This window comes from Paenibacillus mendelii (genome assembly GCF_024498075.1).
GTDB lineage: Bacteria > Bacillota > Bacilli > Paenibacillales > Paenibacillaceae > Paenibacillus_Z > Paenibacillus_Z mendelii.
Genome location: NZ_JANHOF010000001.1, coordinates 303793 through 329984 on the forward strand (window position 1 = coordinate 303793; position 26192 = coordinate 329984).

A 26192-nucleotide genomic window follows, 5' to 3' on the forward strand; every position below is an offset into this window, starting at 1 on the left:
TAAGATAGATTGTGAGAATTAACCTTTCTAAGCCAAATATACATGCTACAATAAAAGAAAAACAGGCAGCTTTCGCACCTGTTTATCATACGATTTGAACTTTTTGATAAGGAGAACTCATGTGATGGCCAACTTCCGTTTTATAGCCCCGCCGCTGCCTCATTATATTGTGGGAGGTGAAGATACCTACGAAATCGGACAAGTCCACCCGAATCGCAGCAGCATTTCCGTCTTCGACATGGTTATCGTCACCAAGGGGGCTCTCTTTTTCCAAGAAGAAGACCGGCAATGGAGCGTGAAGCCGGGAGAAGCGTTGATTTTGCATCCGGATCGCCGCCATTTCGCCTATCATCCTTGCACCGCAACTACTCATTTTTATTGGATTCACTTCCAAAGCACAGGGGAATGGACAGAGGTTTCCGAAATCGTCCCGGATATGAATAAGCGCACCAAGCAATTGTATCAGAGAATAGAAGAATTCCCCATCCATCTCCCGCGGTTTTGCAGCTTTACGAGTCCCGCGAGCGCTTACGAGAAATTGAAAACACTGCTGCAGTTGGAAGGAAATCCGAGCACGGATTCCAAATGGCGGCAGCAAGCCGTGTTTCAGAGTTTGCTGTTTGATATGAACGAAAAGCAAAAGCAGCAGGCTTCGCCTATCGAGCGGCTTGCGGAAGCGGTGGAAACGTACCTTCGCCAAAATTACCGCAATCGCGTCTGCTATGACGATTTTCGAAATCGGCTGCATTTCCATCCTACCTATATCACCCGTTGCATGAAACAGATATATGGCTGCACGCCCCTGGAATATTTAACCCGCTACCGCGTCGAACAATCCAAGCTGCTGCTCGTAAATACGGATATGTCGATTTACACCATCGCCCAAGAAGTCGGCTTTAGCACCTCCACGTACTACATACGCTGCTTCGTCAAAATCGAAACCGTTACGCCGAAGCATTACAGGCAGCGTTTCCGCAACATCAAAGCAGCAGCGTCGAAAGAAGTCGTGCATCCGGAGTGAAACAAAAAAGTTGACATTGTGATTGAATGTACAGGCTGGCGCTTCAGTTCAGCCACGGTAACCAAGCTCCGATATTATGATTAAGAGCGCAAAACTTGTGCTCATTGGAGTAACGGAGGAGCTTGGACCGATCAATACGAGAGATGTTTTAAAAAAGAGCCTTGCTCTCATCGGCAGCAGCCGCAGCTCGATTCCGGATTATCCTCCATAGTGGGAGCTATGAGAAACCCTGATTTTCAAGGAGCTATCCAAAGGCTGCTTCCGTCTCAAGCAATGAGCATTCATTCCATTGCCCATTGCCGACCTGCGGATGGTTTTCGATGAAGCGGCCGAACATCGCGGCTGGAAAAAGACGCTTCTCAACTTTCATTGGCAAAGTCCAATTCCAGGAGTTGGTGCGAAAAAAAGATTATCCCGAATGCTTCTCTTGCGAGCTTGAGCGGGATAATCTTTTTTGATTACACAATATTAAAATGAGATCGGACTTCTGAAGCAGCCGCAGCACATTGCAGCTACCTCAGCTCTTGATATAGGACCATCACTTGCTCCCGATGAGTTTATCATTCGGGCGTACGGTACCATCTTCAAAACCACCGATCAGGCGGTACGAATATGCCGTTCTGATCCGTAAGTATGGCTTACGGACAGAGAATCGTTATTTGGAGAAATTCCAGCACAATTGATTTTCTGCCGGCGCTCTCTTACGGTTCGATTACCATCTTCGGTGCCATCTGGACTGCGCGATCACGTATAGCTGGGATACTTAACGGGCGAAACTTTCCATCCCCCTTGGGTATCTTTTTGCATCTGGCTAGCAACGGATGTTACGTACCCGTAATCAATTGTTCACGAATTTCTTCGACGAATCGTTCTTCTCCATATTCATTTACAATATGATCGATGGTGACTCCATCGATCCCTCCACTACCTCAGTTTACTCTCACCTGTCTCCATGCTTCCAGATTTGTGAAATTCAAATAGCACCTCCGTCATTATGGGTGCGAACTCGGTGTTAAAAGTTACAGGAAATAATGATGATGATTTTAAACTTAACGAAAACGGGAAATTGCTGAATAGTAACTCTAATACAATAGTTTTTGTATGGCTTTGAATGGGACCATTTTTTTGTCACTGAACAGAAAAGATACCCCCGACGTCGGATGGAACGAACTCACCGAATGAATCGGATAAGCCTTTCTACAATTGCTAAACAAGCAACTTAATCCTATTTTGAAGGCTACCGAATAAGTAACAAAGAAAACAGCTGATCTCCATACCCGAAGATCGTCTGTTTTCAGTATTTCATACTTCCAGGCTTGTGCAATCAAGGGAGCAATCACACTCAACATATATGTTATGGTACGGGTGTGGTTTAGAGGGTTTTGAATCGAACTCAGGCCGAGGTTCTACTTGAAATAATCCCGTAACGATAGCAAGACCGGCCTCCACCCCTTGGACAGGCGTAACGAAGGAATGAGAGGGCAATGACCCGTTGAGACATGGGAGTGAGAACCTCCAGGGGCGGCGTGGAGAATGCGTGCAGCAGTTGGAAGGATATGGGGCTTGCAACCTCCCCCTCTATTTCCTCGGGTCTTCATATTGTCCTGGTCTTCAATTAGGGTTCTTTAGCTATCTTTCCGCATTCTGGCAAGGGTGAAATCCTGCGAATAAGCGAGCATTCGTGAGAAAACTGAATTTTTTACCTTTCATCACTGGTTAATAGCATTTTCCTTTTAGTACCTTTAACGGTTTTCTTTCTTTGAATAGATGTAAATAAAATACCGAGGCAGATACAAACAGCACCAATTAGAATATTACTGGTGATCTTCTCATCTAATTGAAGCCAGCCAAAAATCAATCCGAGTATTGGAACCGTCATTAAAGAGATTGATGCAATAGATGCTTGAATTTTACCCAATACCCAATTCCATCCTACAAATGCTACTGCTGTTCCCAAAACACCATTATATAACAAAGCAAGTATAGATGAAGTAGATAATGTCATCTGAGAAATAGCTTCATGTTCACTTCCTAAAGAAATAATAAGGATTAAACTACCACCCATTAATAATTGCCACAAGGTCATTTTCAATTTGTCATGAGATTGTCCAATTTTTTTTGTATAGATACTTGCACAAGCCCAGAAGAAGGCAGAAGCTAAAATAATAATCTCACCTAACAACGAGTCATTCCAAGATAGATGCTTTATCGTTGGACCTAAGATGAATAAAAGACCAATTGCTCCAACAGTGAGACCAATAACTTTATTTAGAGTTAAATATTCATTTAAGAAGAAATGTGCTAACACACTAATAATAATAGGCATCGTATAAACAAGTACAGACGATAGGCCTGAATCTACAAATTGCAATCCATAAGTGGATAGAGCATAATAACCAACACACATAAATAAGCTTAGATAAAAAAATGGAAGCCATTCTTTTTTATTTGGTAAGATTTTTTGTCTTTTTGCTAATAAAAGTAAAAATAAGGTTGTTGCTCCTATTAAAAGCCTTGATGCTGAAAATAGAAAAGGAGGGATATCCTCTAGCCCCATTTTAGCTGTAACCCATAAATAACCCCATATTAAACTAATAAGTGTAATCACACTAACAACTTTTAATTGATTCATTCTTAATTCGATCCTTTATAATTTATTATTAGATTCTTTTGATAAACCAATTTTTTCGAAATTGTATATAAGGATTAAAGCCGTTCTCTGGTCATATGTACAAAAGACAGATTTATAAGGTAGCGCGACAAAGCATTTATTGCGGTTGTACATGACTTACTTACCGGCGCCGCATTCATCAGCCGTGTTCTCGGCTTCATGAATGGATTATTCTGGATCGAATGCTTGAGGACGTCGGCTTGTTAATGATGGCCCAGCCGCTAATACCGCTTGTCATTACACTCACCTGTCTTGGCCTGCCGGTCGCTATATCGAAATTAGTCGCAGAAGCCGAAGCTCAAGGGCAGCATCATAAGGTGAAAAAGATTCTTATCGTATCCCTTACCGTGACGGCAACGCTCAGCCTATTCCTGACCTTACTAACCTTTATTGGTGCAAAGCTGATTTCCCAGTATCTATTAACCGATCAAAGAGCGTATTATGCCATGCTCGCAATCACGCCGATAGCACCGATTGTTGTAGCGATTTCTTCCGTTCTGAAAGGCTACTTTAGAGGCAGACAGAATATGAATCCGCTCTCCTTCTCGCAAATCATTGAACAGCTTGTGCGGATAGGCTTCATCAACGTTTTAGTCCACATCCTGCTGCCTTATGGGATCGAGTTTGCCGCTGCAGGCGCTATGGCAAGCATATTCAGCATGGGAGAAAGACTCTCATGATTTGCTGCGAATCGGATTGCCGACCACCGGGAATGGTATCATCGATTCCATCTACAGAGCGTTTCAACCCATCTTGATCACACAGAGCTTAATCGTGTCCGGGACAAGCACGGTCATGATATCACGGCTTTGCTCCCCGCGATTAGTGAAGCCAAGGCCCAGAATAATCAGGTGTTGATTCATCATCGAATCGAACAAGCCCTTCGAATCTCGCTTATTGTTGGAGCACCGAGCACGGTCATCCTCTTCATATGGGCCGATCTTCTGACTACTGTACTCTATCATGCTCCTGAGGCAGGGAAGCTTCTTCAGATGATCGCTCCAATCTTTATTCTCCATTACTTCGAGGGGCCGCTGCATGCCGTGCTGCTCGGAATCGGAAAAGCAAAAACTACGATGGTTAATTTCATTGTTTCAACGCTGATTAAGATAGGGTGCATCATCCTCTTCGGAACCAAGCTGGGTATTGCCGGCGTCATTCTTGGCATCAATATTGGGATATGTTTGCTGACCCTCTTTAATTTCTACTCGGTTTCCCGTTCGCTTGGATTGTACGTCAATACTCGAATTTTGGTTAAGGTAGGATGCTGTACGCTATTCATGGCGGTCTGCGGGTACTTTTCATTGCTGTATATGCAGCAATGCGCGTATCCCATTCTGCTAACGATAGCCGTTACAATAAGTCTCTCATTACTTGAGTATCTTACTGGATTATTCACGATGAATCTCATAAAAAAAAAACGATCTCCACAGAGTTCCCCTCCTGCGCCGCATCACGCCGAAGTAAAGATGCAAAATTCCAGCAGCTCCTGGCATCCATACACAAATAATGGTTGGTCAGGTTTACCCTCCTGCCCAACCACTATTTCATTCCTCGTTATTCATTCCCCATAAGACCATGGATCGTTTCGGATATATGATCAGCTAACACCTGACCGCTCTCGGGTCCGAGGTTATTGCTGGCCGGCACGGAACCATAGCCGCCGCCGGCTACCGATCTGGGGCTCGGAAGATAGGTTCCGGCTCCCGCAAGCTGAACGATAAAGGTTTGCTTAGCGGAGCTGCGCACCTTAATTTGACTGCCAAAGTCAAGGTACAGTTCATAGGGGACGGTGGCGTATGCTACTTCTCCCAATCGCAGAACATGGATCTCCGCAGGAAGAGTGCTGCATGTTCTCTGCTGCTCATACCGGGTTCCCACATTCAAATACCAATGCCGTCTGCGGTACAGGTAACTCGCATGCACATACCAGCGGGCTTGCTTGCGCAGCTCCGGGTTCTCGTCGAGACGGCGCTGTTCCTGTTCAAATTCGGCCAGCAGCTTCTCCGCCTCTTGATTGGCATCGCGGACATCTTCCTCGGTCAGCTTATTCGCCGGCAAATCCAATTGGACGGAATGCAGCTGAATGACCGGATTAGAATCGCGCGTAGAGGCGATATAGGGGAGTATGTCCCCGACCGCATCGGCGATCTGGCATGCAATCTCCTCCCGCATCGTCCGGCCTTTGAGCATCAGCATTCGCTCATAGGCTTCGCGGTCGAGCATCTGATGTGGTGATAGATCCCCGGCAGCACTGCACTGCGGAAGAATATAGAGATGCTCACCGAAGCGGCTGCGAAGCTGCTGGCGGGTTTCGCACCACCAGTCCGCACTCACTTCATACAACATCTCGCTTGCTTGGGAAGGACAGGGGAGATTAATAATTAGCCCGGTTAGCTCCCCTTCCGAATCGTACGTCGCCATCAGGTTTAAGCTGTGATCCTCATATCCTTCTATATGCCGGAATGGACTGCTGATGGATGTATCCAAATTGTACATGATCGAATGGCCTGCGGCATCGACCCACCGACGGTTGCGGCCGATTACCGCATTCCCCCAGCCATACGCAACGGCGCCAGCCGCTCTAGAAGCCCATGCCTGCGAGACCGCATCCGCAATCCGCTCTATGGCGAATGCATTATATGCCTCGACCGGCATCGAGTCCAGCTCAACGCCCGACCCCCGGCTTGCCATATGTTCAATCGTCTGTGTTGAAGTACGAATCTCAGGCGCTGTATGGGTATGAGTTGCATTAATAATGACTTTATGCGGATTTAATCCGATTACTTGCTGCCGAACCCGTTCACGAACCGCATCGCGAAATTCATCGGGAATGGAGACAAGATCGCAGCAGACGAAGACTGCCTGCTCCTCTCCCGATTCAATCGCCCAGACGGTTACCGACAATGGATCCAGCACACCCTCTGACAGCCTCGTATGGAATTGTCCTGCAAGCGAAACCGGCTGCTCAGGCGTTATATCCGCTTGAGCCCAGCCTTGTAGGAATTTCGTCGTATCCTTGTCCAATAAAGACGCCCCCAATTCATAGTCATAGTCATGCACACACCGTTATAACGACACGGGAGATGCGGCTAGAAGTCCAGAACCATCATGTGTTCAGCGAACACGGTTTGGAACCCCGCTTCGCGCAATGCTTCCATCGCAAGAACATTGCTCTCCCTTAAATAATGAACTCGACGGGTGTACGGTCCGGAGAGCGGCGTGAAGACTTCACCCAGCATAAACCGCACGATATCACCCGCATCACTGCGCATCGGATCAGCTTCGCAATGAGTAAGCATGACACTCTCCACTGTCCCGTCCGCTCTGCAGCTCTTACTGTACAACACATACCCGACGGTCGTGCTATTGCGGTCTAACACAATAGCAGCTTCATGGCCTTGAGCATTGAACCACTCGGTTGTCCAGGATTTTGGCGTGTCGGCATAGAATGCCAGTCTGCCGACAATGTCCGGGGTAACCGGGAACATACGATAATCCGTGCTGTAGCTTCTCAGGAAGGGTAAGCTCGTGAATGCGCCCTCTCTGCGCATCACCTGAAGGGTTTCTCTAATCGTGAATCCGACACTAAGATAAGAGCGAATCGCACGATCGTTATCCGTCCGCGTTTCCAGGGACAGCGATTCCGCCCCGGCGGCTTGTGTTCGCCGAATAGCCTCCTGCAGCAGCAGCTTGCTAAGCGAACGTCCGCGGAATTCCGGGTTGACTCCCGTCCCCCCGTTCCATGCCTGTTTACGTCCGCCGACATGCGCTATGCCGATCATCACGAAGCCCGCGGGAATCCCATCGATATACCCCGCAACCGATAATTCCGGGTGAATGTTCAATCTCCCTAACCGAATATTCATATTCTCGATTGATAGATTCATATCGTTAAAATAAGCTAGAAAACCGGTGTTCCATTGTTCTGTAATTTCACGAATTGTACAATCGCCTAGCGAACGTATTTCGAGCTGCCGCTCCAATTTCACTTCCATTTGGTTCACCTCATCACGTTGCGCACACAATGGAAGCGCATACTTCTGCCATTCTGCGGAACGAATTACAATCATACCCATTATACTTGGAACACAACGCGGCTTCCATAATAATCGGCAATTATGAATCGGAGCTGCTTATCCACTGCCGGTTTATGCCCAAATATTTCTCGACCAACGGTTTCACTTCATCCGAACAGGAATCTATGAACCGCTGCGCCGACTCCGGCAGCGGCCAGGTCTGCTCGGCTTCATAGCTCCTCGGACAGAAACTCATACCGCAGCTCAATCTCGTCATGGATCCGCGGTGGGCGTATACGCCGTGATACGTTCTTTCTGCGAAGATAATCAGATCACCGGGATCTGCAATAACCGGTATAGCTCCTGGTACATCCTCCATTTGGCCATGGGCGATCGGATCGCTGCCCTTTCTATGAAACGAACCTCTTCTAGCGGTAAATTCGAAGCCGTCCGGAGCAGCCCAGTTTTCCGTATGGGAGTCGGGAATAATGGCCAGCCCGCCTCGAACGGAGTCAATTCCGTTCAAATAGAACCACATGGAGGAAGCGCCGGAATTATTCAGAATCGCATCGGCTCCATATGGATGCTCCAGAGGGCCCCAATCGGTATGCCACTGCATCGGACCAGCACCGGGCTTCTTATAGATGGCTGCTGAACGATTCAAGGTCATCGGCACATGATGATGAAGCTCGCGGGCAATGCTCATGAACGGCTCGTGCGTCATCAGTGAAGCGAAGACCGGTGAAACTTCAATAAAGTTAATGGAAACATGAGTTGCATCGTTCGAAGCTTTGGCCTGGTCCTCCAAGACGCGGCGGACCTCAGCCTTTAACATCTCAATCATTCCGAGCGGCAGCAGCTGTTTCACAATGGCAAATCCATGCTGCTCAACGCACGCCCTAATCTCCGGCAGTTCAGTCTGGTTAAACTCATAACGGTAAGGTAGAATGGATGTGTTCAACATATTCAATGCCCCTTTTCCGAATTTTGAATAACCTCATATTACGGTCTATCTGCCATAGAAACAATAACAGTAACGTCCGAATTATTCCCAGAAACGGCTATTTCCTGAGCAACGCCACAGAGCTTGATCCCTGCTTGATCAAGCAAGTAATCTCTACTAAGAAGGTGCTCTTCGTGAATATCATACAGCTCGTTGAAGCCATCCATATCAACCATAGCACGAATCCGGAAACAGGGATCGCACTCGTTCCATGGACACTTGCGACCATTCCGGAGATTCCCCATTGGCATTATGCATTGGAAATTTGCTACTGTCTGTCCGGGCGGGGGGCCTTCTATTTCAAAGACAGGGAATATGAGATTCGTCCGGGAGATCTCATTATCGTGAACAACGTAGAGAGACATACGTCCAAGTCCTACCGGGGGGAAACATGCTCCAATTTGTTTCTATTCTTCAATGCCTCTACCCTGGAACAAACGGACTTCAATCTCCTACGCCCCTTTTTCTTCGACCGTAATCAGTTTAGCCACAAAATATCGGCCGACCTCCCGGTTGCCCGGCAAATCGGACGTCTGATCCAGGATATGCAGGATGAACTTGCAGGCCAGAAGGCTGCATACGGTCAAATTGTAAAAAGCCTGCTGTTTCACATTTGTTCCTTGCTGCTGCGGCATTACCACGTCGAAGGCGATGCCGCGTGGCATCGTATGTATAACAAATACACAACGCTCAAGTCAGGTTTGAACTATATCCAGACCCACTATCAGGAGAACATTAGTCTGGATGATGTTTCCAAAGCCATGTCTCTTAGCTCATCGCGAGCGCGGCATCTATTTACCGAGGTGATGGGGGAAGGCTACAAAACGTACTTGACCCAATTCCGTGTTCAGGCTGCTCAACGAATGCTGACGCAAACCGAGCTGACGGTCACAGAAATCTATGAGCAATGCGGATTTCAGAGCTCCTCTTCCTTTTACCGGGATTTTCAACGACTAACCAATCTGACACCTCTGCAGTATATCAAAAAGTATAGCCCCAAGCGGAACCATACTAGCGATCCTCTATGATGCTCGAAGCTTGATCGTGATGGCTGCTCACCTTTTTGACGAAACGGCATCCGGTCACTTCATAACCTAATTCGATATAGAACCGGTGAGCTTCGTCGCTTCGTCCAAAGCCGCTTATCGGATAGACTCGTAACTGTAACACAGCTCTCAACCATCTGAATCCTGTTCTTCACATCTTCTTGTGAGATCGGACTGCCGCTTAACAAAAAGAGAACCATGATCGATCTTTCAACAGATGAAAGATGATCATGGTTCTCTTCGTGAACGCAGCATTGTCCCGGGTATTAGGTTAGCGTCACGGATACAGCAATGGAATAGTGATCGGACGGATATTTTCCATTACGCAGCTTTCGATCTACTAGGGTATCTGTCAGCTTGACATCCGATGTTGCGAATATGTAATCAATGGGCTGACCTTCCACACCGCCTTCGAAATTATGGAATGTGCGGCCCACAGGCTCGCTCAAGATCGAATAGGCATCGGACAATTGCTCCCGAAGTAACTTAATCGCGTCATTGTCCGGATGCGCGTTAAGATCACCCATCAGCATAGCAGGGAGATGCTCTTCCTCGCGTAATTGCCGGATGCGAGCGATAATCAGCTTGGCGCTTTCTTCCCGAGCCTGTTGTCCCATATGATCAAAATGCGTATTGAAGGTATAGAAGCGGGTTCCAGGCCGCTGTTTAAGTTCAAAGCAAATCCACGTGCAAATTCTTGGCAGGCTGCTATCCCAGCTCTTACTCCCGGGCACTTCTGGAGTCTCCGATAGCCAAAATTGGCCATGTCTAATAACGGTCAACTCCGCATGCTTATAATAGATGGCGCATAATTCATCCGACTGCGATTGGCCGCTCTCCAAGCCTAGACGCCCTTCGCCGATTCGGCTGTATGCGGGCAGCAAGCCATCCAAGTCATTGAGCATGCCGTACGAGCCTTCTTGTGTTCCCAGTATAACCGGGTTCGATTCTTGAATCAGATCCGCAACAGCATGCACGCGGTGTGGCCATGCGTTGTCGCCGTCGCTTGGAACATGAATGCGTAAATTCAACGTCATCACAGACATTTTCATAACGGAAAATCTCCTTACTTGGTTTATTGTATAATCCCCTTAGCTCTGATTGGCTAAACTCCATATCTCGATAAAGTTCCCATCCGGATCATAGACGGAAAAGGATTTTCCTTGATAGTCAAAAAACTCGCCGACTTTAACACCTTGACCTATTAAATAATTATAGGCCGATTCAGCATAAGACACAAGGAACCCGTAAGAGGATTGAACCGCCCCACCCGGATAGATGAAATGAGAATGCAGGTTATGATCATTTTGCTGGAATAGAATTCGAATTCCGGAATCGCTTATCAATTCAAGATAATTAGGATCCTCTGTAATGAGCTTGAATCCGAAGTGTTCTCCATACCACTGCGCAGACCGCTTCAGATTGCTAACCGGTATCGTAAGGTAAGTGCTGTTCAGTTGAATACCCACTGGACTTGTCCCCTGTCTCATTGTGAAGTAGAAGAAGATTGAATCGGAAGCGAGTATCGGGCGAAGCCCTCCCCTTCATAATTGTACCGCTCACAGATGATGTACTTCCTGTCTTCAGCGTCTACGATCAAGTCGTTATCCCGAATATATTGGTCAACTTCGCCGCTGGCCGCATCAAAATTACCGTCCTTGTTCGAGACGACTACACAGTTCTGCGGCGGCAATATGGTCTTGAAATACCATTCTGGAATATTGTCGAAGGATTCCACCTCTACACATAGGATATAGGCATGCATCTCCGATTGCTCCTGCGTCGGAACCTGAGGCCAGATGCCGAACTGTACGGAAGCATTCTTCACGGATGGAAGATGCTTCGCCGATGACAGCAGCGCCTCCTTTGCATGATGGTATTTCCCTCCCATATCGTTCAAGCTAATGCATGGAATGCCAATTAACTTTAACTCTTCGTGTTCCACAATGTAAGGCTTCATATCCTCGATGACCATAGCTTTCACCTCTCTTATCAGTTGTTGCTGCTGAATCATTCTCAACACCTGAGGGATTCGGATCGGTCGATATCCTTCCCGATTGGCCTGCTGTCCCATTATTATTCCTCCGTCAATAATCGCAGTAGCTGCGATCCTGATTAACCCAGATGTAATGCCCGTCCGGCGTATACAGCTTGAGATAGCCGCCGCACCCGGTGAACTCGAGCTCTTCCTTCATACTGCCGCCCCTTGCGATCACCTGTTCCTTCAATGCCCCAATGTTCTTCGAATGAAGCTCCAAGGCATGCTTCGGCTGGCCATCCAGCATCCAGTGCATGAATAAAGGGTGATCTGGATCCGCTGCTTGCACCAATCGAATCATCGGCTGATTGACCTCGCCGCTATTCACCTGCATATAGATGGCATCCATATGGGAGGCAACTCTAGCAAATCCCAGCGCATCCTCGTGGAAGGCTGCCGCTTCCAACGGATCTCTAACGTGCATCTGAACATGCCGAAAGCCGGTCATATTGGATTCGAACCGATCCTTCATCTCAGAGTCTGACCGTTCATAGGCTCCGATGAGATGCCCCTCAGGGTCAAAGAAGGACATGTAGCCCGCTTCGGGTTCCGTTACAATCTCAGCTCCCGCTTGCTGCAGCCGACTTCGAAGCCGATCCAGACTTTGAATGTATAGTGCAGCGTATTCTTCAAGAACACCATTCACGCTGCCATGCAGATGCCTGAATTCTGAATCCGGAGTTTCCAGAATATGCAGCCCTGGTCCTATCCGCGGCACCGTCTGTAAGAACGCATGGCTTTCAATCGGCCGCTCAGGATATTCCAGCCCCATTCCCACTACTTCAACATAGAAGGCAACTGCTCGCCTAAGGTCGCTGGCAGGCAGCTGAACCAGAGTCATCCGATCAATTCCCGACTCAAGTCCGTTCGAGAGACTTGCTGGCTGATTGTGTCCAGGTTCGGATGACACGCCTTCATGTCCCTTAATTACTTTTAATGCGTTGGTAACGTAGTTTGGTTTGAAATTCTCATCGCCGATCCATCTAGCGGACTTATTCAATATGGACCACACTCCTTATTTCACTGGAATATAAATTTTCACAAGGGTGTCCCGCTCAATATTCATGCCGTCAAATGTGTGATATTCCGCGAACCATTGCCGCTCTTCATCCAGCTCATAGCTATTGTTTGTCGTTATCCAGCGGTGCATCTTATCCAGTACGCCAGACAACAACCCATAGGTCTTGGAGACGCAGCAGGCATACGATCCCGCACCGATTGGCTTCTGTTCCAAACCTGCAAGCTTCGAAGCCTCGGGTACGCGAGTGACAATACCATTCTCCCACCAATATTCCTCGGAATCCTGACACCCATAATGGAAGGACATGTAGTACTTCCCTTGTTCAACGATCCGGCTTGAGTCAGAGCTGCTTCTGAACCATTCAATCAATCCCTGTTCGGCTGCTACTTGAGCCCGAGGACCTTATCCCCGGCAGAAGAAGGCTTGTACTTCAGGCAGCTCCACGACTTCAATCGGTTCATTGCGGTACTTTCGCTGCACAGGCAGGAACAGGTTCATTCTCGTTACTTTACCGTTGTACGCGATGAATTCCTCGATGCAAGGATGTGGGCCAATCTCGAAGGTGCTTTTCGGCAGCCATTCAGACAGGAGCCGGTTCCATCCCTCCTGAACAACCTCTGGCGGTGAAGCGGCGATTTTTCTTACAGCATACAATCCTCCAATGAATGGCTCCTCGACAAAAGAATCCGGATCGATCCATTCTTCACCACCTGCAATCAGCATCCGATACCCAAATCGGGACTCTCCTTCTTCATCCAGGAGATCTACGTTATACCCAAAGATCCGCAGCTTCGGCTTCATTCCTCTTGCCGCCTGATGTAGACCGAGTTTCTCATATACCATCCGGAAGGCCTCGAGCTCTATGCCCGCTTCTTGGCTGCTCATGTGGAGGTAGGCATGCATCTTGACAGGCAGGAACCGGATGACTTTGACATCTGGAAACAGCTCTGCTTGCTCCTTGTCTTCCTTGTAGGCTACTTGCTCATGCAGGCGGATCGGTTCGAAGCTGAAATAGAAATCGGCGCTGCGATAGGCAGCGGGAGTCACGCCTACGATCTTCTTGAACACTTTGGCAAACGAATGATATGACTCAAACCCGCTGCTCCATGCCAGCTCCTCCACGGAATAATTGGCGTTCCTTAGGTGATTGGCCGCGACGCTCATCCTTCTCTTCCGGATGTACTCTTTGACGGGATGTCCGGTGAGCGCGTAGAACACCCGGTACAATTGGGCGACCGAAATATAAGCCTCCTCTGCAATGCTGGAGAGATCCAGCTCTTCCTCCAGATGCTCCTCAATGTAGTCAATAGCCCTTTGCACGGATTCGATATAGCTCATTCACTCACCTATTCTTGATGACGTCTTGCTAATCATTATAACAGCGTGACATGGGCCAGCTTTGTTCAAAATTATCAGAAATAAGCACGTCAAGCCGTACGTGCTATCGGAACATTACCAGAGAATTCAAAATATGCTAGGCCCTTCCCGAAAATCTATGTCTACCGCCCATTGCGGATATTGCTTGCCAAACTGCTCCAGTGCTGCCACTAGCTCATTCAAGCCTTCGGGATCGGATTCACGAATAAAAGCCGTGTCCAGAATCTGAAGACGTTTATGTCTGGAGCCAGGAGCGCCCTCGATCATTTTTTGTACAAACTCGTCCATCCCGACATGGAAACAGCAATTGAAGAATGCAAATCGATCCTTCCAGTCCGGGCTGTTTGATTGATCGGGGATATGAACGACCATCGTCTGCAGATCCCATATATCCAACTTATTGCCATCCGGATCATAGAGCTGGAACTGGTAACCGCAGCCTTCCCGATCCAGAATTTCTTCCTGCACCCGCTGTCTACTGTCGATCATCCGTCGATGGAACGCTTCAACTCCGTTCATCTGCACCATAGCGATCGCCATATGCTGAATTTCTCCAGCACCCGTATAGAAATTTAAGGTTCGTCCTGGCTCAATGGATCGATAGAAATGAAACTCCTGCCCTAAACTCGTCATGGGCTGTCCTGAAACACTCCTTTCAATCCCAAGAAAATCTGTATACCAACTATAGGTAACTGCTCGATCCTTAACAGGAAAGAATAACGCGGCCACCCCGATTAAAGCCGGCACACCTTCACGTAGCGGTTGTGTTTGCGTATCAGAGCGCTGCCACACTTGAAACTTGTTACCTTGCGGATCGGTATAAACAAACATAAGTCCCGACTTGTCCACATCATGAAGAGGTTCCAATTTCACATGAGCAGCCGACAGACGTTCATATAACTCTTCTATTGCATCCGTTTCGAAGCGGACAGCAAACATTTCATAAGTTTCACCAGGAATCCATTCATCCGTCCAGAAATTGCAGGTCAATCCTTTCTCTTGGGTCGTCTCCCAGAACAGAGACAGGTTTCGCGCACTTGCAGAATTGAAATATTTCTCGTACCACTGGCAGATCTCATTGCCGTTATCGACCGGCAAGTAAAGGCTTCCGATATTGTTGAATATCGTTTGGGTCGTTACGGATTGTATGGATTCACTCATTTTCAATTCGCTCCTATTATCTGGATTAAGATGCTTCGTCACCAACTACATTACCATATTTAGTCATTTACTGGGATATTTTCTTGTATCAGCTAGATGATTCATAAGATCCGCTTTATATCGAGCTCGCTCTTCTTTGCAGGTCTCAATACTTTCCAGGAGATCAGCTTTATACGCTGCCTACAGTGGATGCTGACAAACCTATTTATCGATCATGATTATGGGGGATGTGTCTCCTTACGGTTGCTGTTGGAATCGTGAAATTGGGATTAAGTAAACTCGCGTCAAGGAGATTTCACGATTCCAAAGGCAAACGCTGTCGCTCCTACAGAAGATACATCCTCTCATTTCTTTATCGATATAATGAGAAAAGAAAAATGATGGTACAGGAATAGTTCCCTGCACCACCATTACTCCAATTGAGGCGGATACCTATGGCGTGTTGCCTGTTCAAACCCGTATGCTATTTTGAACAACGTCGGCTCACTATAGGCTTTGCCTGAGAAGCCAACGCCAATCGGACCTTTTATAACATGGAGAGAATGATTATAGTCATTTGGAGATCAATCTAGCCCTGCGGTTATTCAAACACGCTTCAGATAGAAATAGATCAAGTCATCTCGCAGCTCGACTTCCCTTTGAAATCCGAGCTGGTTCATGAGATGTATGGATCGCTCATTCTCGGGTTCAACCGTTGCATCGATAACATCCAGCTTCATCCCCGTAAAACCAAATTCAATAACGGTTTGCATGGCCTCACGCATGAATCCATTGCCCCAGTAGAGCTTAGACAAATCAAAGCCGACCTCTGCAGTAAACGCGTCATTCGTATTTCTCAGATAATGGAAGCCGCATGTACCCAGGAAGGTATGATTCATCTTGTCATACAGCCCCCATCGGCATCCAGCATCATCCAGATGATATTGGATAATTTCTTCGGCTTCCTTCCTATCCTTACATGGTTCAATATCCATATACCGCGTCACTTCGCTGTCCGAGAAATGATGATAGACCTTTTCTGAATCTGCGAGAGTTAGCAGCCTTAACCGGATTCGCTTTGTCTCTAATTCAGGAAACGCTATTTTTCTATTGCTTGACATGATATAACCCCATTTTTCCAAAATAAGTCAAGTTGTCTGATCTTAATCATGTGTACGACTACCAGTTCCTCTACGAGGATTTCCTTTTCATCTGCCGGTATTGATTCGGAGACGAACCGCAGTTTTTTTTGAATACCGTTATAAAATATGAGCTGTTCACGAACCCGATCCGTTCTCCGATTTCCTTGATGTTCAAATTCGTTGCAAGCAGCAGATTCTCCGCTTTCTTCATGCGCAGACATGTCACATAATGGGTGAATGAAACGCCTAAATTCTCATTAAACAGCTTACTGAAGTACGGGGCGGTAATCCCAATCTGTGCGGCGACTGAATCGGCTGAGAGATCGCTGTCCGTGTAATGCTGTCCGATATATTCACAGGCTTGATTGACCAAGACACTCGTATCCCTGTGGCGATCGTTCCTTAACAGCGCAATGATGAAATCGACAAGCTCGGTATAGAACGACTCGACTCGTTCCAGTCGCAGAAGAGTGCTCACGACACCTTCAAGTGTGCGTTTGTCATAGCTCTCCAGCAGCGGCGTGAAGTCTACTAACCCCCGAAACTCGTTCTCGAATCGGAAGGCGGATTGATGCAGCGCACCGCGAATATCGGCTACCGAATACTTCGTCATCTCATCGAACCATTCACGCAGGATCCGGTGTGCCGCTGTCACATCATTCAGCTTAATCACATCAAAGAGCGCCCGTTCCATCCTAGCCGGGTAAAGGTATGGAACCTTAATCCGATCCTGGATAGAGTCGTAGTCATACAGACTGAGGCCGGGCTGGACAAATTCATAAGAAAGGGCTTCCTTGGCTGAAGCCAACGAGTCAGACAACTTATGAAGAGTCTCCGCACGACAACCGATTCCGATCTTCATGTGAATCCCCATCATCCGTTCTACCTGCTGAATGAAACTATTCATCAATTCACTCGGCGCATGCTCCTGAAGATCATGCATAATGAGGACGAATGAGTGGTGGCCGATATCGACCTTCTCCATGCCGTCATACTCATGGAATACCCGGAGTGCAAGCTCAAACACGGCTTCCGTGACCAGCTTCAGCCGTTCGTCCGGCTCCTCCTCCCCGCTTCGTTCGCTCCCTTCCAGCGCCATTACAAAGACGCGCAGCGGATGGTGGCCGAGCCGGACGCCGTGCCGTTCAAGCAATTGCGGCAAATCACGGTGATCCCCCATTGTTCCTTGATCCATGAGCAGATCCTTCAATACGCCTTCCTTCAAACGCTTCCGGTCTTCGGATGTCGTGTCCTCGAGCGAAGTGACTCTACCGATTAAACTCTTGAATACGCCGCTCAAATATTCGGCATCGTCTGCTTCTCCGGGCGGGCTTTGAAGCGGAGCCGTCCCCTTCACCATCTGAATGACATTGCCGATCGGTCCATATATTCTTCTATTCATGAAAACGGTTGCAATTAAACAAACAAGCAGCACAAGCAGAGACACGACAACAATATTGCGTTGAAGAATAAAGCTGTCCTTGGTTAGATACGCATAGCGGGTCGCATTCGCCAAATACCAATCCAGCTTATCATTATAGATGTAGGTGACCAGCGATTTCGAGCCGTTCATCGTATCGTCCACGAAACTATCACTTAATTCGCCATCCTGTATGACCTTCTCTACAAAGGATTGGCTCGCCGTGGAATCCAGGAAGGCATTCGGCTGGTCGCTGCGGGCAATGACGACTCCGTTCTTATCTGCAATCATGAAGCTCGAATCCGGTGATTGACCCATTCGATCGAACAAATCCTGCAGGGAAGTCAATTTTAAGTTAATAAAGATTGCATATTCCGACTTGGAATCCGACTCGGTAAAAATAAGCGACAGGATTGGATTTTCATAGCGCTTGCCGGAATAGACATACTCCTGTTTGTGAGGGAGAAAGATCATTTTGCCTAACTGGTTCCGGATCTGTACCAGGCGGCTGGCCTCCGGATCGATAACTGAGATGTCGACGTCCTGCGGAATCGTATGAATGAACCGCTTCGTCGTTCCATTGTATAGATAGACGGAATTGATGAATTCATTCGCGTTTACAACATCGCGGAGCTTGCGGTCCAGCGTGAGGGAGTCGCTTGGATCGAGTCCGGTGGAATACAGCCCTTTGATCACATCCTTGTCATTGAGCAGCTGCTCGCCGATCTGAAACACTCGTTCATATAACGTTTCAATGTTGGTATCGGTTTGATAGAGCAGCTTCTGGTGCGCTTCCGATATTTGCTTCTCGCTGATCATGTTCGTAAACGTATAGTTTACCGCAGCAAGAATGAACAAACATAATACAAAAACCACGGTATTCGCCGCAATTAATCGAAACAAGTAACTGCCTTTTGGCAATGAAGGCTTCAGCTTCAATAATTTCAACATACCTTCACCTCCCTGGTCATCGAGTCTCTTCCTATTTGACATCGATCCGTGAATTTCCTTCTTATCGAAAGATACTGTTACGGTAAATAAGGCCCGGTCCTCCTCTGAACGAAGAAGACCGGGCATTACAAGCTGCATCATCATGTATCAAATTCCTATTATCTATGCGATTTCAGGAGCTTTGCGTCAGCCCAGTCAGCATGGTCGCTTGCTTGGCCGTCTCCGGCATCCAAGGCGACGAGCTTCAACTCACTTCTGCCGGAAAGACTGACATCGACTTGTTTTGCCGGCGTTTTGTTGCTCATGATTCCGCTGTCAAACAGCTTGACGCCATCTGCCCAAACCTGGAACACGACACTTCCTCCGGAGTTCTCCTGATCGACGCCAACGGTTGCGGTGAACCGTTTATACCCTTTCCCGCCAATCGCGTACTTGATTTCCGACTGCGCATGGGTGCCGATGCCTTTGTCATACGAATGGCTGCCCTTACCGTCATACAGAGTCAGCACATTGCCGCCGATACTCAAGTCTTTCCTCACCCTGCCCCAGCCCGTTGTTGCGCTGGACCATTCCAGATCGCTCACGTATTGAGGTGCATCGACGTACTCGAAATCGAAATCATCGCGGTCCGTCATTTTCATGCGAACCGTACCCGTATAGCCGGAATTGACTATTATCGGCTTCTGAACGGGATTCGCTTCCACCCACCCTGGAAACCCTGCCGGATGGGACCAATTGTTACGAATGCTGAATCGTACCGTTCCGTCCGCGTTCAGCGAAGCCTTGACTGAGCCTGTTCCGTCGCCTTGAGCGGTAATACGGTTGCCCGTCTTCCCATTGATCAGCGAGGCGTAATAGAAATTCGTCTTGGAGGAGCGGAAATCGGTCGTTCCCAAGCCGCTGCGCTCATCTTCGATCCAAGACCATGTAGGCTCGATTCCGTACTGCTCCACACCCTTGGCACGATTCTTGTAAGCTGTACCCGCATTTCGACCAAGTTGATTATCCGGATAATAGGACCAGGTTCCATCGCGATCCCATGTCATTCGGTCGGCACCTGCCGCTGCGTCGAAGGAGACGCCTACGGCATCATAGGATGACGGCGGGTTCGTTAGGGTATACGTTGTCGTAATGAGCCCTTTACCGTCTATACTGACCTTGAACGTTACGCTTGTTTGGCCATAGTTCCCGGAGATCGTTACAACGGCCTCTTTATCTGTCCGGGTATGGCTGATTCCTGACAATACCCATGGATCAAGCTTCGAGGTGTATCCCATATCCAGATAAGGCCCTCCGGTTATAACCGTCTTCCCTTCAAACTCGCCCTTCCGGATCATGCCTGTGGTCTTGTTGAAGATAACGTTGAAGTCTTTACCGGTTATCTTGATTTCACTTCCGTTATCATCCACCTTAGGCGCTTTCCCTTTAACTTCCCAAGCTTCCACTGTTTTTTGGCCAATCGTCAGCACATATTCGTCCACTAATGGATTCGCTACTGTACCGTCATTCCGTTTAATCTTCAATCGAATCGAATCTCCGTCTTTCCAATTCCTCGCTGGGAGCGTGAATTGGCCTTTGCTCATCGGCTCGATGGAAGGACCCTTGATCGTCCCTTTGTTCTTGCCGACGCTCCATTCGATTGTGATCTCGCTGAGATTCGTATGATTGTAGCGATTCTCGATCGGTATCGTCAGCGGCTTGTTCGAACCTGGATTCGGCAATGCTTCAATGTTGATACGGACCGGTGAATAGCCCTTCTTGACGTTCCAGTATTCCGGCTTCTCCCGATTCCATTCGTCGATAATGCCCCAGCTGACCACGAAGCCCTGCCAGATACCGTTCGGGCCATAGAAGCGCAAATCCCTGGAGTGCCAGATGGCACCGCCCAATACACCCGGCGTCTCGTACAAGTCGTTCCACAAACGGTTGATCGCAACGCCATAGAAATCTCTGTAGGCTGGATCGGCATCCATCCAGTCGCCATAATAGGTATAATCATGCGCATATTCGTCATACAGCTCAGGTTTGTCATGAGTGCCGAATAGATGGCCGAACGGCGTGTAATGGGTACTGAACAGATCCGTATAGCCGGCTGGAGCATTGAATCCCCAGCTGAACTTGACCGGTCTTGTCGGATCAATCGCCTTGACATAATCATGGCTGGCCGTCAGATTGCTGCCCCAAGCACTTTCATTACCGATCGACCAGATCGCGATACTCGGATGACTGCGATCCTTCTCGATCGTCTCCGATAATTGCCCCATATAGTTGTTCAAATATTTGGGATCACTGGCGCGCGAGTCGCTCACGAACATGATGGAGTTCTCCTGTTCGACATAGAAGCCGAGCTCATCCGCGATATCCAGCACGTATTCGTACTGCGGCCAATGGGCAGCCCGAATATAGTTCACATTCGCTTCTTTCAGCTTGATCAGCGATTCGCGATCATGCTCCGGGTCGGCTGCAATTCCGATCAGCGGTGAGGATTGATGCCAATTCACGCCGCGCAGCTTAACTTCCTTCCCGTTGACGAGCATTTTATTCCCCTCAACCTTGATCGAACGGAAACCAACCTTCCGAATGACAGACTCTCCTGCAATTCCATTGACCTTGGTGGTCGCCTTGAGCGTATACAGCCTTGGATGCTCGGCATCCCATTTTGCAGGCTGCTCTACCGGAATGTTAACCGTCACCTCAGGAGCTTCCTTCGACAAGGAAATAACTGAAGGCTGGATGGAAACCGGCTTGCCGTTGGGATCAGTTAGCTTTAGTTCCACATTAGCCTGATTCGCTTCACCGAGCTCCATACCAACGGTCACGCTCAAAGTGGCATTCGTATAAGTCGCGTCAAATTCAGTATTCGTATGCAGGCGTGTCACATGATCGACCGGCAGTGCAAATAGCTTCACTTGTCCGACCAATCCCCGAACATGCTGATACTCGACAAATCCCGTCTCTGCAGTCAGGCCGACCGTGATTATTGCGGTCTCGCCTGGCACCACATAATCCGTGATGTCGGCGTCGAAGGTCGTAAAGCCTCCCCGATGCTGACGGACTAAGTGGCCGTTCACCCATACACGGGAATAACTGAAGGCCGCTTCAAACCGCAGCATCACCTTGTTCCCGTCGAAGCTTTCCGGAATGAGAACCGATTTCTGATAGGCATTCTCGATATTGCGAACCGGGAACCAGTCTCCGCCTTGCGGTCCGCGGATATCGAATCCGAGCACCTCCAGATTGGCGGGTACCTTAACATCAGACCAATCTGACGTACTCGCGCCTTCCTTCCAGAAACCCTGCGCGGGACTTTGCTTAAACTTCCACGTTCCGTCCAAGCTGACGATCGGCTTGACTACACCGTTCACCGTTGAAGGAAGCGGCACGATAACCGGTCTAGGCCAGCCGTTCGTTTCAGGACCGACCGGAACTTGAGGCATCGGCTCATTCGGAGCGCCCCAAATATTGAACTCACGGATGCCAGCCTTGGTTCCCGGCTCCAGACCCGTAACGGATATGCGCACATAACGCCTTGCCGTCTCGAGGAATCGGTCTCTGCGTACTTGCTGACGCCCGACAACGTCTGTCCGATCCGCTGCCAAATACCAATGAAGGGCATCGGAGGACACTTCCACTTTATATTTGTAATTCTTTGCTTCATTCCAGGTTATCTGCGTTCCTGTCAGCTCATAATCGCCGCCCAGGTCAATTTGCAGCCAGTTGTTGGCTTCTCCGTTGCCGGCTAACCATGCGCTGTTCGTCTCCCCGTCAACCGCGCTTGCAGGCGGCTTTGAAGCTTCCGATGACGATGCGGTCGCCGTTTTATTCAACGCTGCATTCGTCTCATCCCGCAGAATGAAGTACGAGATTGCAACGGAATCACTCGTCTTGATTCCATCAGTAACATATGCACGAATCTCCGTGTCATCCGTTATTACAATCGGATTCGCATAGGGAAGCTTGGTCGGCGATGTTTGCGGATCGGTGCCATCCAGCGTATAGCTGATTGCAGCGCCTTGCATGCTGCTTGCTAAAGTAACAGCTGTCCCCTGCTCAATGTCACCGCCTGGAGGTGTGGCCGACAGCGGAACGACTTGATACGCGAATGCCCGCACCTCGCTATTTTCTTTGCCTTCCAATGCGGCATAAGCTTGCAGCTTAACTGTCGTACCGATGGCATTACTATGAAGAATAACTGGACCCTCATAAGCAGCCTTCGTCTCCGACGTTATCGGATCGGTGCCATCTGTCGTGTAATAGATCGTTGCACCCGGCTGTTCGCCGAACAGCTCGACAGCCGTTCCATCCAGCACAGTCCCCGGCTGCACGCCGGCGTCCACCGGCAGCGCCACCGCCGAGTTGTACAGCTCGAACTCCCAGATCGCCGTGGCGATCCCGACCTTCTCCAGCTGATGCAGTCTCACGTAGCGGGCTTTCGTTGGCGTGAAGCCGTAAACTTGATCCTTCAAGTCGTCATTGGCCGTTTCCTCCGCCACCGTTGTCCAGTTCTGTGCATCATCCGAGACGTCGATCGTAAATCGGCTCATGTAATTGACATGATCCGGGTTTTTACGAAGCACGGCATAGTTGACCGGCTGACTGGACCCCAGATCAACGATCAAATCCCATAATACATTCTGCTCCGGCTGTGCGTAAGTCCACGCATTGCCATCAATAGCGCGTCCGGCTACATTGCCCCAGCCGGCTGCTGCGGTCATCGTCGCGGTAGCGCCAAGTGCCAGATTGGGATACTCAGAGAAGTCTTCTTGCGGCATGCGGTATGTGTACGTGCCTGCCTCACTTAAGCCGCCTCCCCTTTCATCAATCGCAACGGCCTTGATTTCGGTATCGGAATCGATCACGATCGGATCGGCATACTTGACCCGAGTCGGTGACGTTACCGGATCCGAACCATCCTTCGTATAATAAATCGCAGATGTGCCAGGCGAGCTGCTAAGCGTTACTTGCGTACCCGGCAGTATTGTTCCTGAGCCTGGAACTGCTGACAGAACAGGAATAATTTCAGCTTGCGCGAACAGCTCCAATTCACTGATTCTAACTGCCGGCCAATCTACCCCTTCAGCCGTTTTCTTCGTGACATGCACCCGAACGTATCTAGCCTGAATTTCACTGGCCAGAATACGGTCCGTTATGGTATCCGTGTTACCGATGACTGTATCCGCCGTTTCCCAAGGACCATTCCCGTCACCGGTGCTGTATTCCAAGGTAAAATCCTTCGTCGCCCAAGTTCCGGTTGACCCATGATAGACCGTCCAGCGCTTTACGGTTTGAACGGTGCCAAGATCGACCATCGCCCATTCATCCGTAATCGGGCTGCTCTGCCAGCCGGTATCGCTCGTCGACCACATCCGGTTCAGCTGACCGTCGGTTAGATAGGAAGGCAGATGCTGCGGCAGCGAGCTGCTGGCCGTAACCGGTTTGCCCAATGCTAAGTTCGAAGAGGATGCAGCAACAACCGCTGTGCCTGAATCGGACCCTATGACAGGCTCCACTTGCACCGTGGACGGTTCGCCTGCCGGCGGCTCTGTCGCTTCCTGCAGCTCTTCCATAGGCAGCACAGCGGTTCCGGTCGCAGCCGCTGTCCCTGTCCCTTCATTGCCATAAGCCGTATTGGCCGAAAGCGGCATGTAAGCCATCTGGCTGATCAGTACTACCGCGCATAGCACGGGAAGTATGACGGACTTGATCTTGCGCATACTTTAGATCCCTCCTTGATATTCGAGTTTCGTATCCTTTCATCTAACCTCGCTTTTGTTTATTTCTTAGCTGCCAGAAATTCATCCAATTGCTTCTGCATCTCTGCAATGACCTTATCGATGCCAGCCGATTTCAGCTTGCTTTGGAATTTAGGGAAGAATTGATCGTAATCCGTGAATCCCGCATAGGCCGAATCGACATATTCCTTCTCGACCGCGCTGATTTGGGCGATCTCGGCTTTAACAGGGTCCGCATTGAAGCGGAATCCGAGTGTCGGCGCTTCGGCCGCTCCGTCATCCCACTTCTGCAGTGTCTCAACAAACTCCGGACTGATATGCTTGCTGAAGTGCTTCAAACGGATATCATCCCATGCCCAATATACCTGATTGTAGGATTGCTGCTCGCCAATGCCCTCGACCGAGATGGCGCTGCCATCCATAATATAGTTGACGTCCTTGACCCCATAAGAGAACAAATCATAATTCTCTTGGTTGCTGCGGAACCAGTTGATGAATGCGACCGCACCCTCGGGATTCTTGCTTGTTGCGAAGACAGACAGCAGATTCGATGCCGCATCGAAGACATACTTCGGCTTATCCGGATTCAGGAATACATCTTCCAGCGTTCCGTCCGGGAGCGTTTTCTTGAAGGCGTCTATACGTTCAGTCGTCTTGAGCACGTTGGACCATATGGCTCCGAGCTTGCCATTGTTCAGTGCGGCTTCTGGATCTTTGATTTCTTGTGCATCCTTCGGCATCCAGCCGTTCACATACCATTTTCTCTTCGTATTCACAATGTTTTTGAAAATGTCGGAGTCGTAGAAATTACGAACCTTCAGCTCCGGATCGGCCGGATCAATATATCCCGGTCCGGCTCCCATGTCGCCAAGCGGCAGGTACACGTTACCGAATTCCCGCAGCAGCGCCCGGCTGCCGTCGTTAGCGATCGGTACCATACCCTTCTCGTTCTTCTTAATGGCATCCAGGTAGGCTTCGAAATCAGCCAACGTCTGAATTTCCGGCAGATTGTACTTCTTCCGCAAATCCCCGCGAATCGCGAAGAAGTTATTATTCTCGGCTGTCGGAACGAGCGTCGGAATGCCATAGATCTTGTTATCAATGGAGGAACTCGACCAATTGGCAGATGGAATGCTCTCCTTCAGTTCCTTGCCATTCGTCTCAAGCCAATCGTCCAGCGGCGCTACCACATGCTTCGAGACGATTTGAGAGAGCCAGCTCACATGTGTCCAAGCCAGATCATATTTTTCTCCCGAGGCAGCGATCAGATTAAGCTTGTTGTTGTATTGATCCCACGGAAAGTACGTGAATTCAAGATTAAGATCCAAACCATCTGCATGCATCTTATCTTCGATGGCCTTCTTCACATTCTCCAAATCCTTCGGAGCATCGCCGGGAAGCACCACCTTGACGGTTCCGCTAACCTTCTCTTCTTTTCCTGCAGATTCGCCTTTATTCTCTTCTTTTCCTGCAGAATTCCCTTTGTTCTCTTCTTTCTGCGTGTCATTCTTCTTATCCGGCGTGTTCTCTTCTTTGCTCGAGCATGCCGCAAGCAGCCCGGTCAACATAAGAGCCAAGATAAGAAGCGATACCATTGTCTTTCTTCTCACT

22 protein-coding genes are annotated in these 26192 nt (G+C 48.9%); 4 read left to right on the forward strand and 18 right to left on the reverse strand.

What is annotated here, in order from left to right:
• Positions 1–124 precede the first annotated feature (124 nt).
• Positions 125–1021 (forward strand): AraC family transcriptional regulator, encoded by an 897-nt coding sequence (locus tag NNL21_RS01360; RefSeq protein ID WP_204815605.1) that lies wholly within the window; start codon positions 125–127, stop codon positions 1019–1021.
• A 244-nt stretch (positions 1022–1265) separates the two neighbouring features.
• Here the strand turns inward: NNL21_RS01360 and NNL21_RS01365 are convergent, their stop codons facing one another.
• Together NNL21_RS01365 and NNL21_RS01370 are read right to left on the reverse strand one after the other, a co-directional pair.
• On the reverse strand, positions 1266–1391 hold the full coding sequence (locus NNL21_RS01365; RefSeq protein ID WP_256554999.1) for a hypothetical protein: 126 nt from the start codon (positions 1389–1391) through the stop codon (positions 1266–1268).
• A gap of 1329 nt (positions 1392–2720) precedes the next feature.
• Entirely contained in the window at positions 2721–3653 is a 933-nt protein-coding gene (locus NNL21_RS01370) for a DMT family transporter (RefSeq protein ID WP_204815606.1), read from the reverse strand.
• Positions 3654–3898: 245 nt separating this feature from the next.
• On the opposite strand from NNL21_RS01370, the gene NNL21_RS01375 reads away from it, so the two are divergent.
• Positions 3899–4372, forward strand: a complete 474-nt coding sequence (locus NNL21_RS01375) for an oligosaccharide flippase family protein (protein ID WP_256555083.1) — start codon at positions 3899–3901, stop codon at positions 4370–4372.
• Positions 4373–4435: 63 nt separating this feature from the next.
• Here NNL21_RS01375 and NNL21_RS01380 read toward each other — a convergent pair whose 3' ends face one another.
• Positions 4436–4657, reverse strand: coding sequence for a hypothetical protein (locus NNL21_RS01380; RefSeq protein WP_256555100.1), 222 nt, complete (start codon positions 4655–4657; stop codon positions 4436–4438).
• Between NNL21_RS01380 and NNL21_RS01385 the strand changes: the two genes are divergently transcribed.
• The gene (locus NNL21_RS01385; RefSeq protein ID WP_256555084.1) at positions 4550–5266 is read left to right on the forward strand and encodes an MATE family efflux transporter; all 717 of its coding nucleotides are present in this window, start codon (positions 4550–4552) and stop codon (positions 5264–5266) included. The genes NNL21_RS01380 and NNL21_RS01385 overlap by 108 nt on opposite strands.
• Here NNL21_RS01385 and NNL21_RS01390 read toward each other — a convergent pair.
• The 3 genes from NNL21_RS01390 to NNL21_RS01400 form a co-directional block, all read right to left on the reverse strand.
• Positions 5250–6719, reverse strand: coding sequence for a hypothetical protein (locus NNL21_RS01390; protein WP_204815607.1), 1470 nt, complete (start codon positions 6717–6719; stop codon positions 5250–5252). The two genes, NNL21_RS01385 and NNL21_RS01390, sit on opposite strands and share 17 nt — an antisense overlap.
• Positions 6720–6784: 65 nt before the next feature.
• Positions 6785–7690, reverse strand: coding sequence for a GNAT family N-acetyltransferase (locus NNL21_RS01395; RefSeq protein ID WP_204815608.1), 906 nt, complete (start codon positions 7688–7690; stop codon positions 6785–6787).
• Positions 7691–7811: 121 nt separating this feature from the next.
• Complete coding sequence (locus tag NNL21_RS01400) at positions 7812–8675, reverse strand: phytanoyl-CoA dioxygenase family protein (RefSeq protein ID WP_204815609.1); 864 nt, start codon at positions 8673–8675, stop codon at positions 7812–7814.
• Between the two features lie 173 nt (positions 8676–8848).
• Between NNL21_RS01400 and NNL21_RS01405 the strand changes: the two genes are divergently transcribed.
• A complete protein-coding gene (locus NNL21_RS01405) occupies positions 8849–9742 on the forward strand; it encodes an AraC family transcriptional regulator (protein ID WP_204815610.1) in 894 nt (297 codons plus the stop codon).
• On the opposite strand, the gene NNL21_RS01410 is transcribed toward NNL21_RS01405, so the two are convergent.
• The 12 genes from NNL21_RS01410 to NNL21_RS01465 all read right to left on the reverse strand — a co-directional run bounded on the left by NNL21_RS01410 (position 9726) and on the right by NNL21_RS01465 (position 26191).
• On the reverse strand, positions 9726–9884 hold the full coding sequence (locus NNL21_RS01410; protein ID WP_204815611.1) for a hypothetical protein: 159 nt from the start codon (positions 9882–9884) through the stop codon (positions 9726–9728). The two genes, NNL21_RS01405 and NNL21_RS01410, sit on opposite strands and share 17 nt — an antisense overlap.
• Before the next feature lie 142 nt (positions 9885–10026).
• Positions 10027–10812 (reverse strand): endonuclease/exonuclease/phosphatase family protein, encoded by a 786-nt coding sequence (locus tag NNL21_RS01415; RefSeq protein ID WP_204815612.1) that lies wholly within the window; start codon positions 10810–10812, stop codon positions 10027–10029.
• A 39-nt stretch (positions 10813–10851) separates the two neighbouring features.
• Entirely contained in the window at positions 10852–11229 is a 378-nt protein-coding gene (locus NNL21_RS01420) for a VOC family protein (RefSeq protein WP_204815613.1), read from the reverse strand.
• A 17-nt stretch (positions 11230–11246) separates the two neighbouring features.
• Positions 11247–11834 carry an effector binding domain-containing protein gene (locus tag NNL21_RS01425; RefSeq protein WP_256555000.1) on the reverse strand — a complete coding sequence of 196 codons (588 nt, stop codon included), beginning with the start codon at positions 11832–11834 and terminating at the stop codon, positions 11247–11249.
• Between the two features lie 13 nt (positions 11835–11847).
• Complete coding sequence (locus NNL21_RS01430; protein ID WP_204815614.1) at positions 11848–12798, reverse strand: VOC family protein; 951 nt, start codon at positions 12796–12798, stop codon at positions 11848–11850.
• Between the two features lie 15 nt (positions 12799–12813).
• Positions 12814–13188, reverse strand: a complete 375-nt coding sequence (locus NNL21_RS01435; protein WP_204815615.1) for a GyrI-like domain-containing protein — start codon at positions 13186–13188, stop codon at positions 12814–12816.
• A 33-nt stretch (positions 13189–13221) separates the two neighbouring features.
• Positions 13222–14157 (reverse strand): helix-turn-helix domain-containing protein, encoded by a 936-nt coding sequence (locus NNL21_RS01440; protein WP_204815616.1) that lies wholly within the window; start codon positions 14155–14157, stop codon positions 13222–13224.
• Positions 14158–14283: 126 nt separating this feature from the next.
• Positions 14284–15357, reverse strand: coding sequence for a VOC family protein (locus NNL21_RS01445; protein WP_204815617.1), 1074 nt, complete (start codon positions 15355–15357; stop codon positions 14284–14286).
• Positions 15358–15941: 584 nt separating this feature from the next.
• Positions 15942–16457 carry a GNAT family N-acetyltransferase gene (locus NNL21_RS01450; RefSeq protein WP_204815618.1) on the reverse strand — a complete coding sequence of 172 codons (516 nt, stop codon included), beginning with the start codon at positions 16455–16457 and terminating at the stop codon, positions 15942–15944.
• Between the two features lie 70 nt (positions 16458–16527).
• A complete protein-coding gene (locus NNL21_RS01455) occupies positions 16528–18849 on the reverse strand; it encodes an AraC family transcriptional regulator (protein WP_204815619.1) in 2322 nt (773 codons plus the stop codon).
• A 158-nt stretch (positions 18850–19007) separates the two neighbouring features.
• The gene (locus NNL21_RS01460; protein WP_204815620.1) at positions 19008–24563 is read right to left on the reverse strand and encodes an NPCBM/NEW2 domain-containing protein; all 5556 of its coding nucleotides are present in this window, start codon (positions 24561–24563) and stop codon (positions 19008–19010) included.
• A gap of 59 nt (positions 24564–24622) precedes the next feature.
• On the reverse strand, positions 24623–26191 hold the full coding sequence (locus NNL21_RS01465) for an ABC transporter substrate-binding protein (protein WP_204815621.1): 1569 nt from the start codon (positions 26189–26191) through the stop codon (positions 24623–24625).
• Between the last annotated feature and the right edge of the window lies 1 nt (position 26192).

Bases quoted from the DNA above. Each gene is read 5' to 3' on its own strand.
- NNL21_RS01360 (WP_204815605.1), top strand. From the start codon at position 125: ATGGCCAACTTCCGTTTTATAGCCCCGCCGCTGCCTCATTATATTGTG.
- NNL21_RS01365 (WP_256554999.1), bottom strand. From the start codon at position 1,391: ATGAAAGTTGAGAAGCGTCTTTTTCCAGCCGCGATGTTCGGCCGCTTC.
- NNL21_RS01370 (WP_204815606.1), bottom strand. From the start codon at position 3,653: ATGAATCAATTAAAAGTTGTTAGTGTGATTACACTTATTAGTTTAATA.
- NNL21_RS01375 (WP_256555083.1), top strand. From the start codon at position 3,899: ATGATGGCCCAGCCGCTAATACCGCTTGTCATTACACTCACCTGTCTT.
- NNL21_RS01380 (WP_256555100.1), bottom strand. From the start codon at position 4,657: ATGATAGAGTACAGTAGTCAGAAGATCGGCCCATATGAAGAGGATGAC.
- NNL21_RS01395 (WP_204815608.1), bottom strand. From the start codon at position 7,690: ATGGAAGTGAAATTGGAGCGGCAGCTCGAAATACGTTCGCTAGGCGAT.
- NNL21_RS01400 (WP_204815609.1), bottom strand. From the start codon at position 8,675: ATGTTGAACACATCCATTCTACCTTACCGTTATGAGTTTAACCAGACT.
- NNL21_RS01415 (WP_204815612.1), bottom strand. From the start codon at position 10,812: ATGAAAATGTCTGTGATGACGTTGAATTTACGCATTCATGTTCCAAGC.
- NNL21_RS01425 (WP_256555000.1), bottom strand. From the start codon at position 11,834: ATGGGACAGCAGGCCAATCGGGAAGGATATCGACCGATCCGAATCCCT.
- NNL21_RS01440 (WP_204815616.1), bottom strand. From the start codon at position 14,157: ATGAGCTATATCGAATCCGTGCAAAGGGCTATTGACTACATTGAGGAG.
- NNL21_RS01445 (WP_204815617.1), bottom strand. From the start codon at position 15,357: ATGAGTGAATCCATACAATCCGTAACGACCCAAACGATATTCAACAAT.
- NNL21_RS01450 (WP_204815618.1), bottom strand. From the start codon at position 16,457: ATGTCAAGCAATAGAAAAATAGCGTTTCCTGAATTAGAGACAAAGCGA.
- NNL21_RS01455 (WP_204815619.1), bottom strand. From the start codon at position 18,849: ATGTTGAAATTATTGAAGCTGAAGCCTTCATTGCCAAAAGGCAGTTAC.
- NNL21_RS01460 (WP_204815620.1), bottom strand. From the start codon at position 24,563: ATGCGCAAGATCAAGTCCGTCATACTTCCCGTGCTATGCGCGGTAGTA.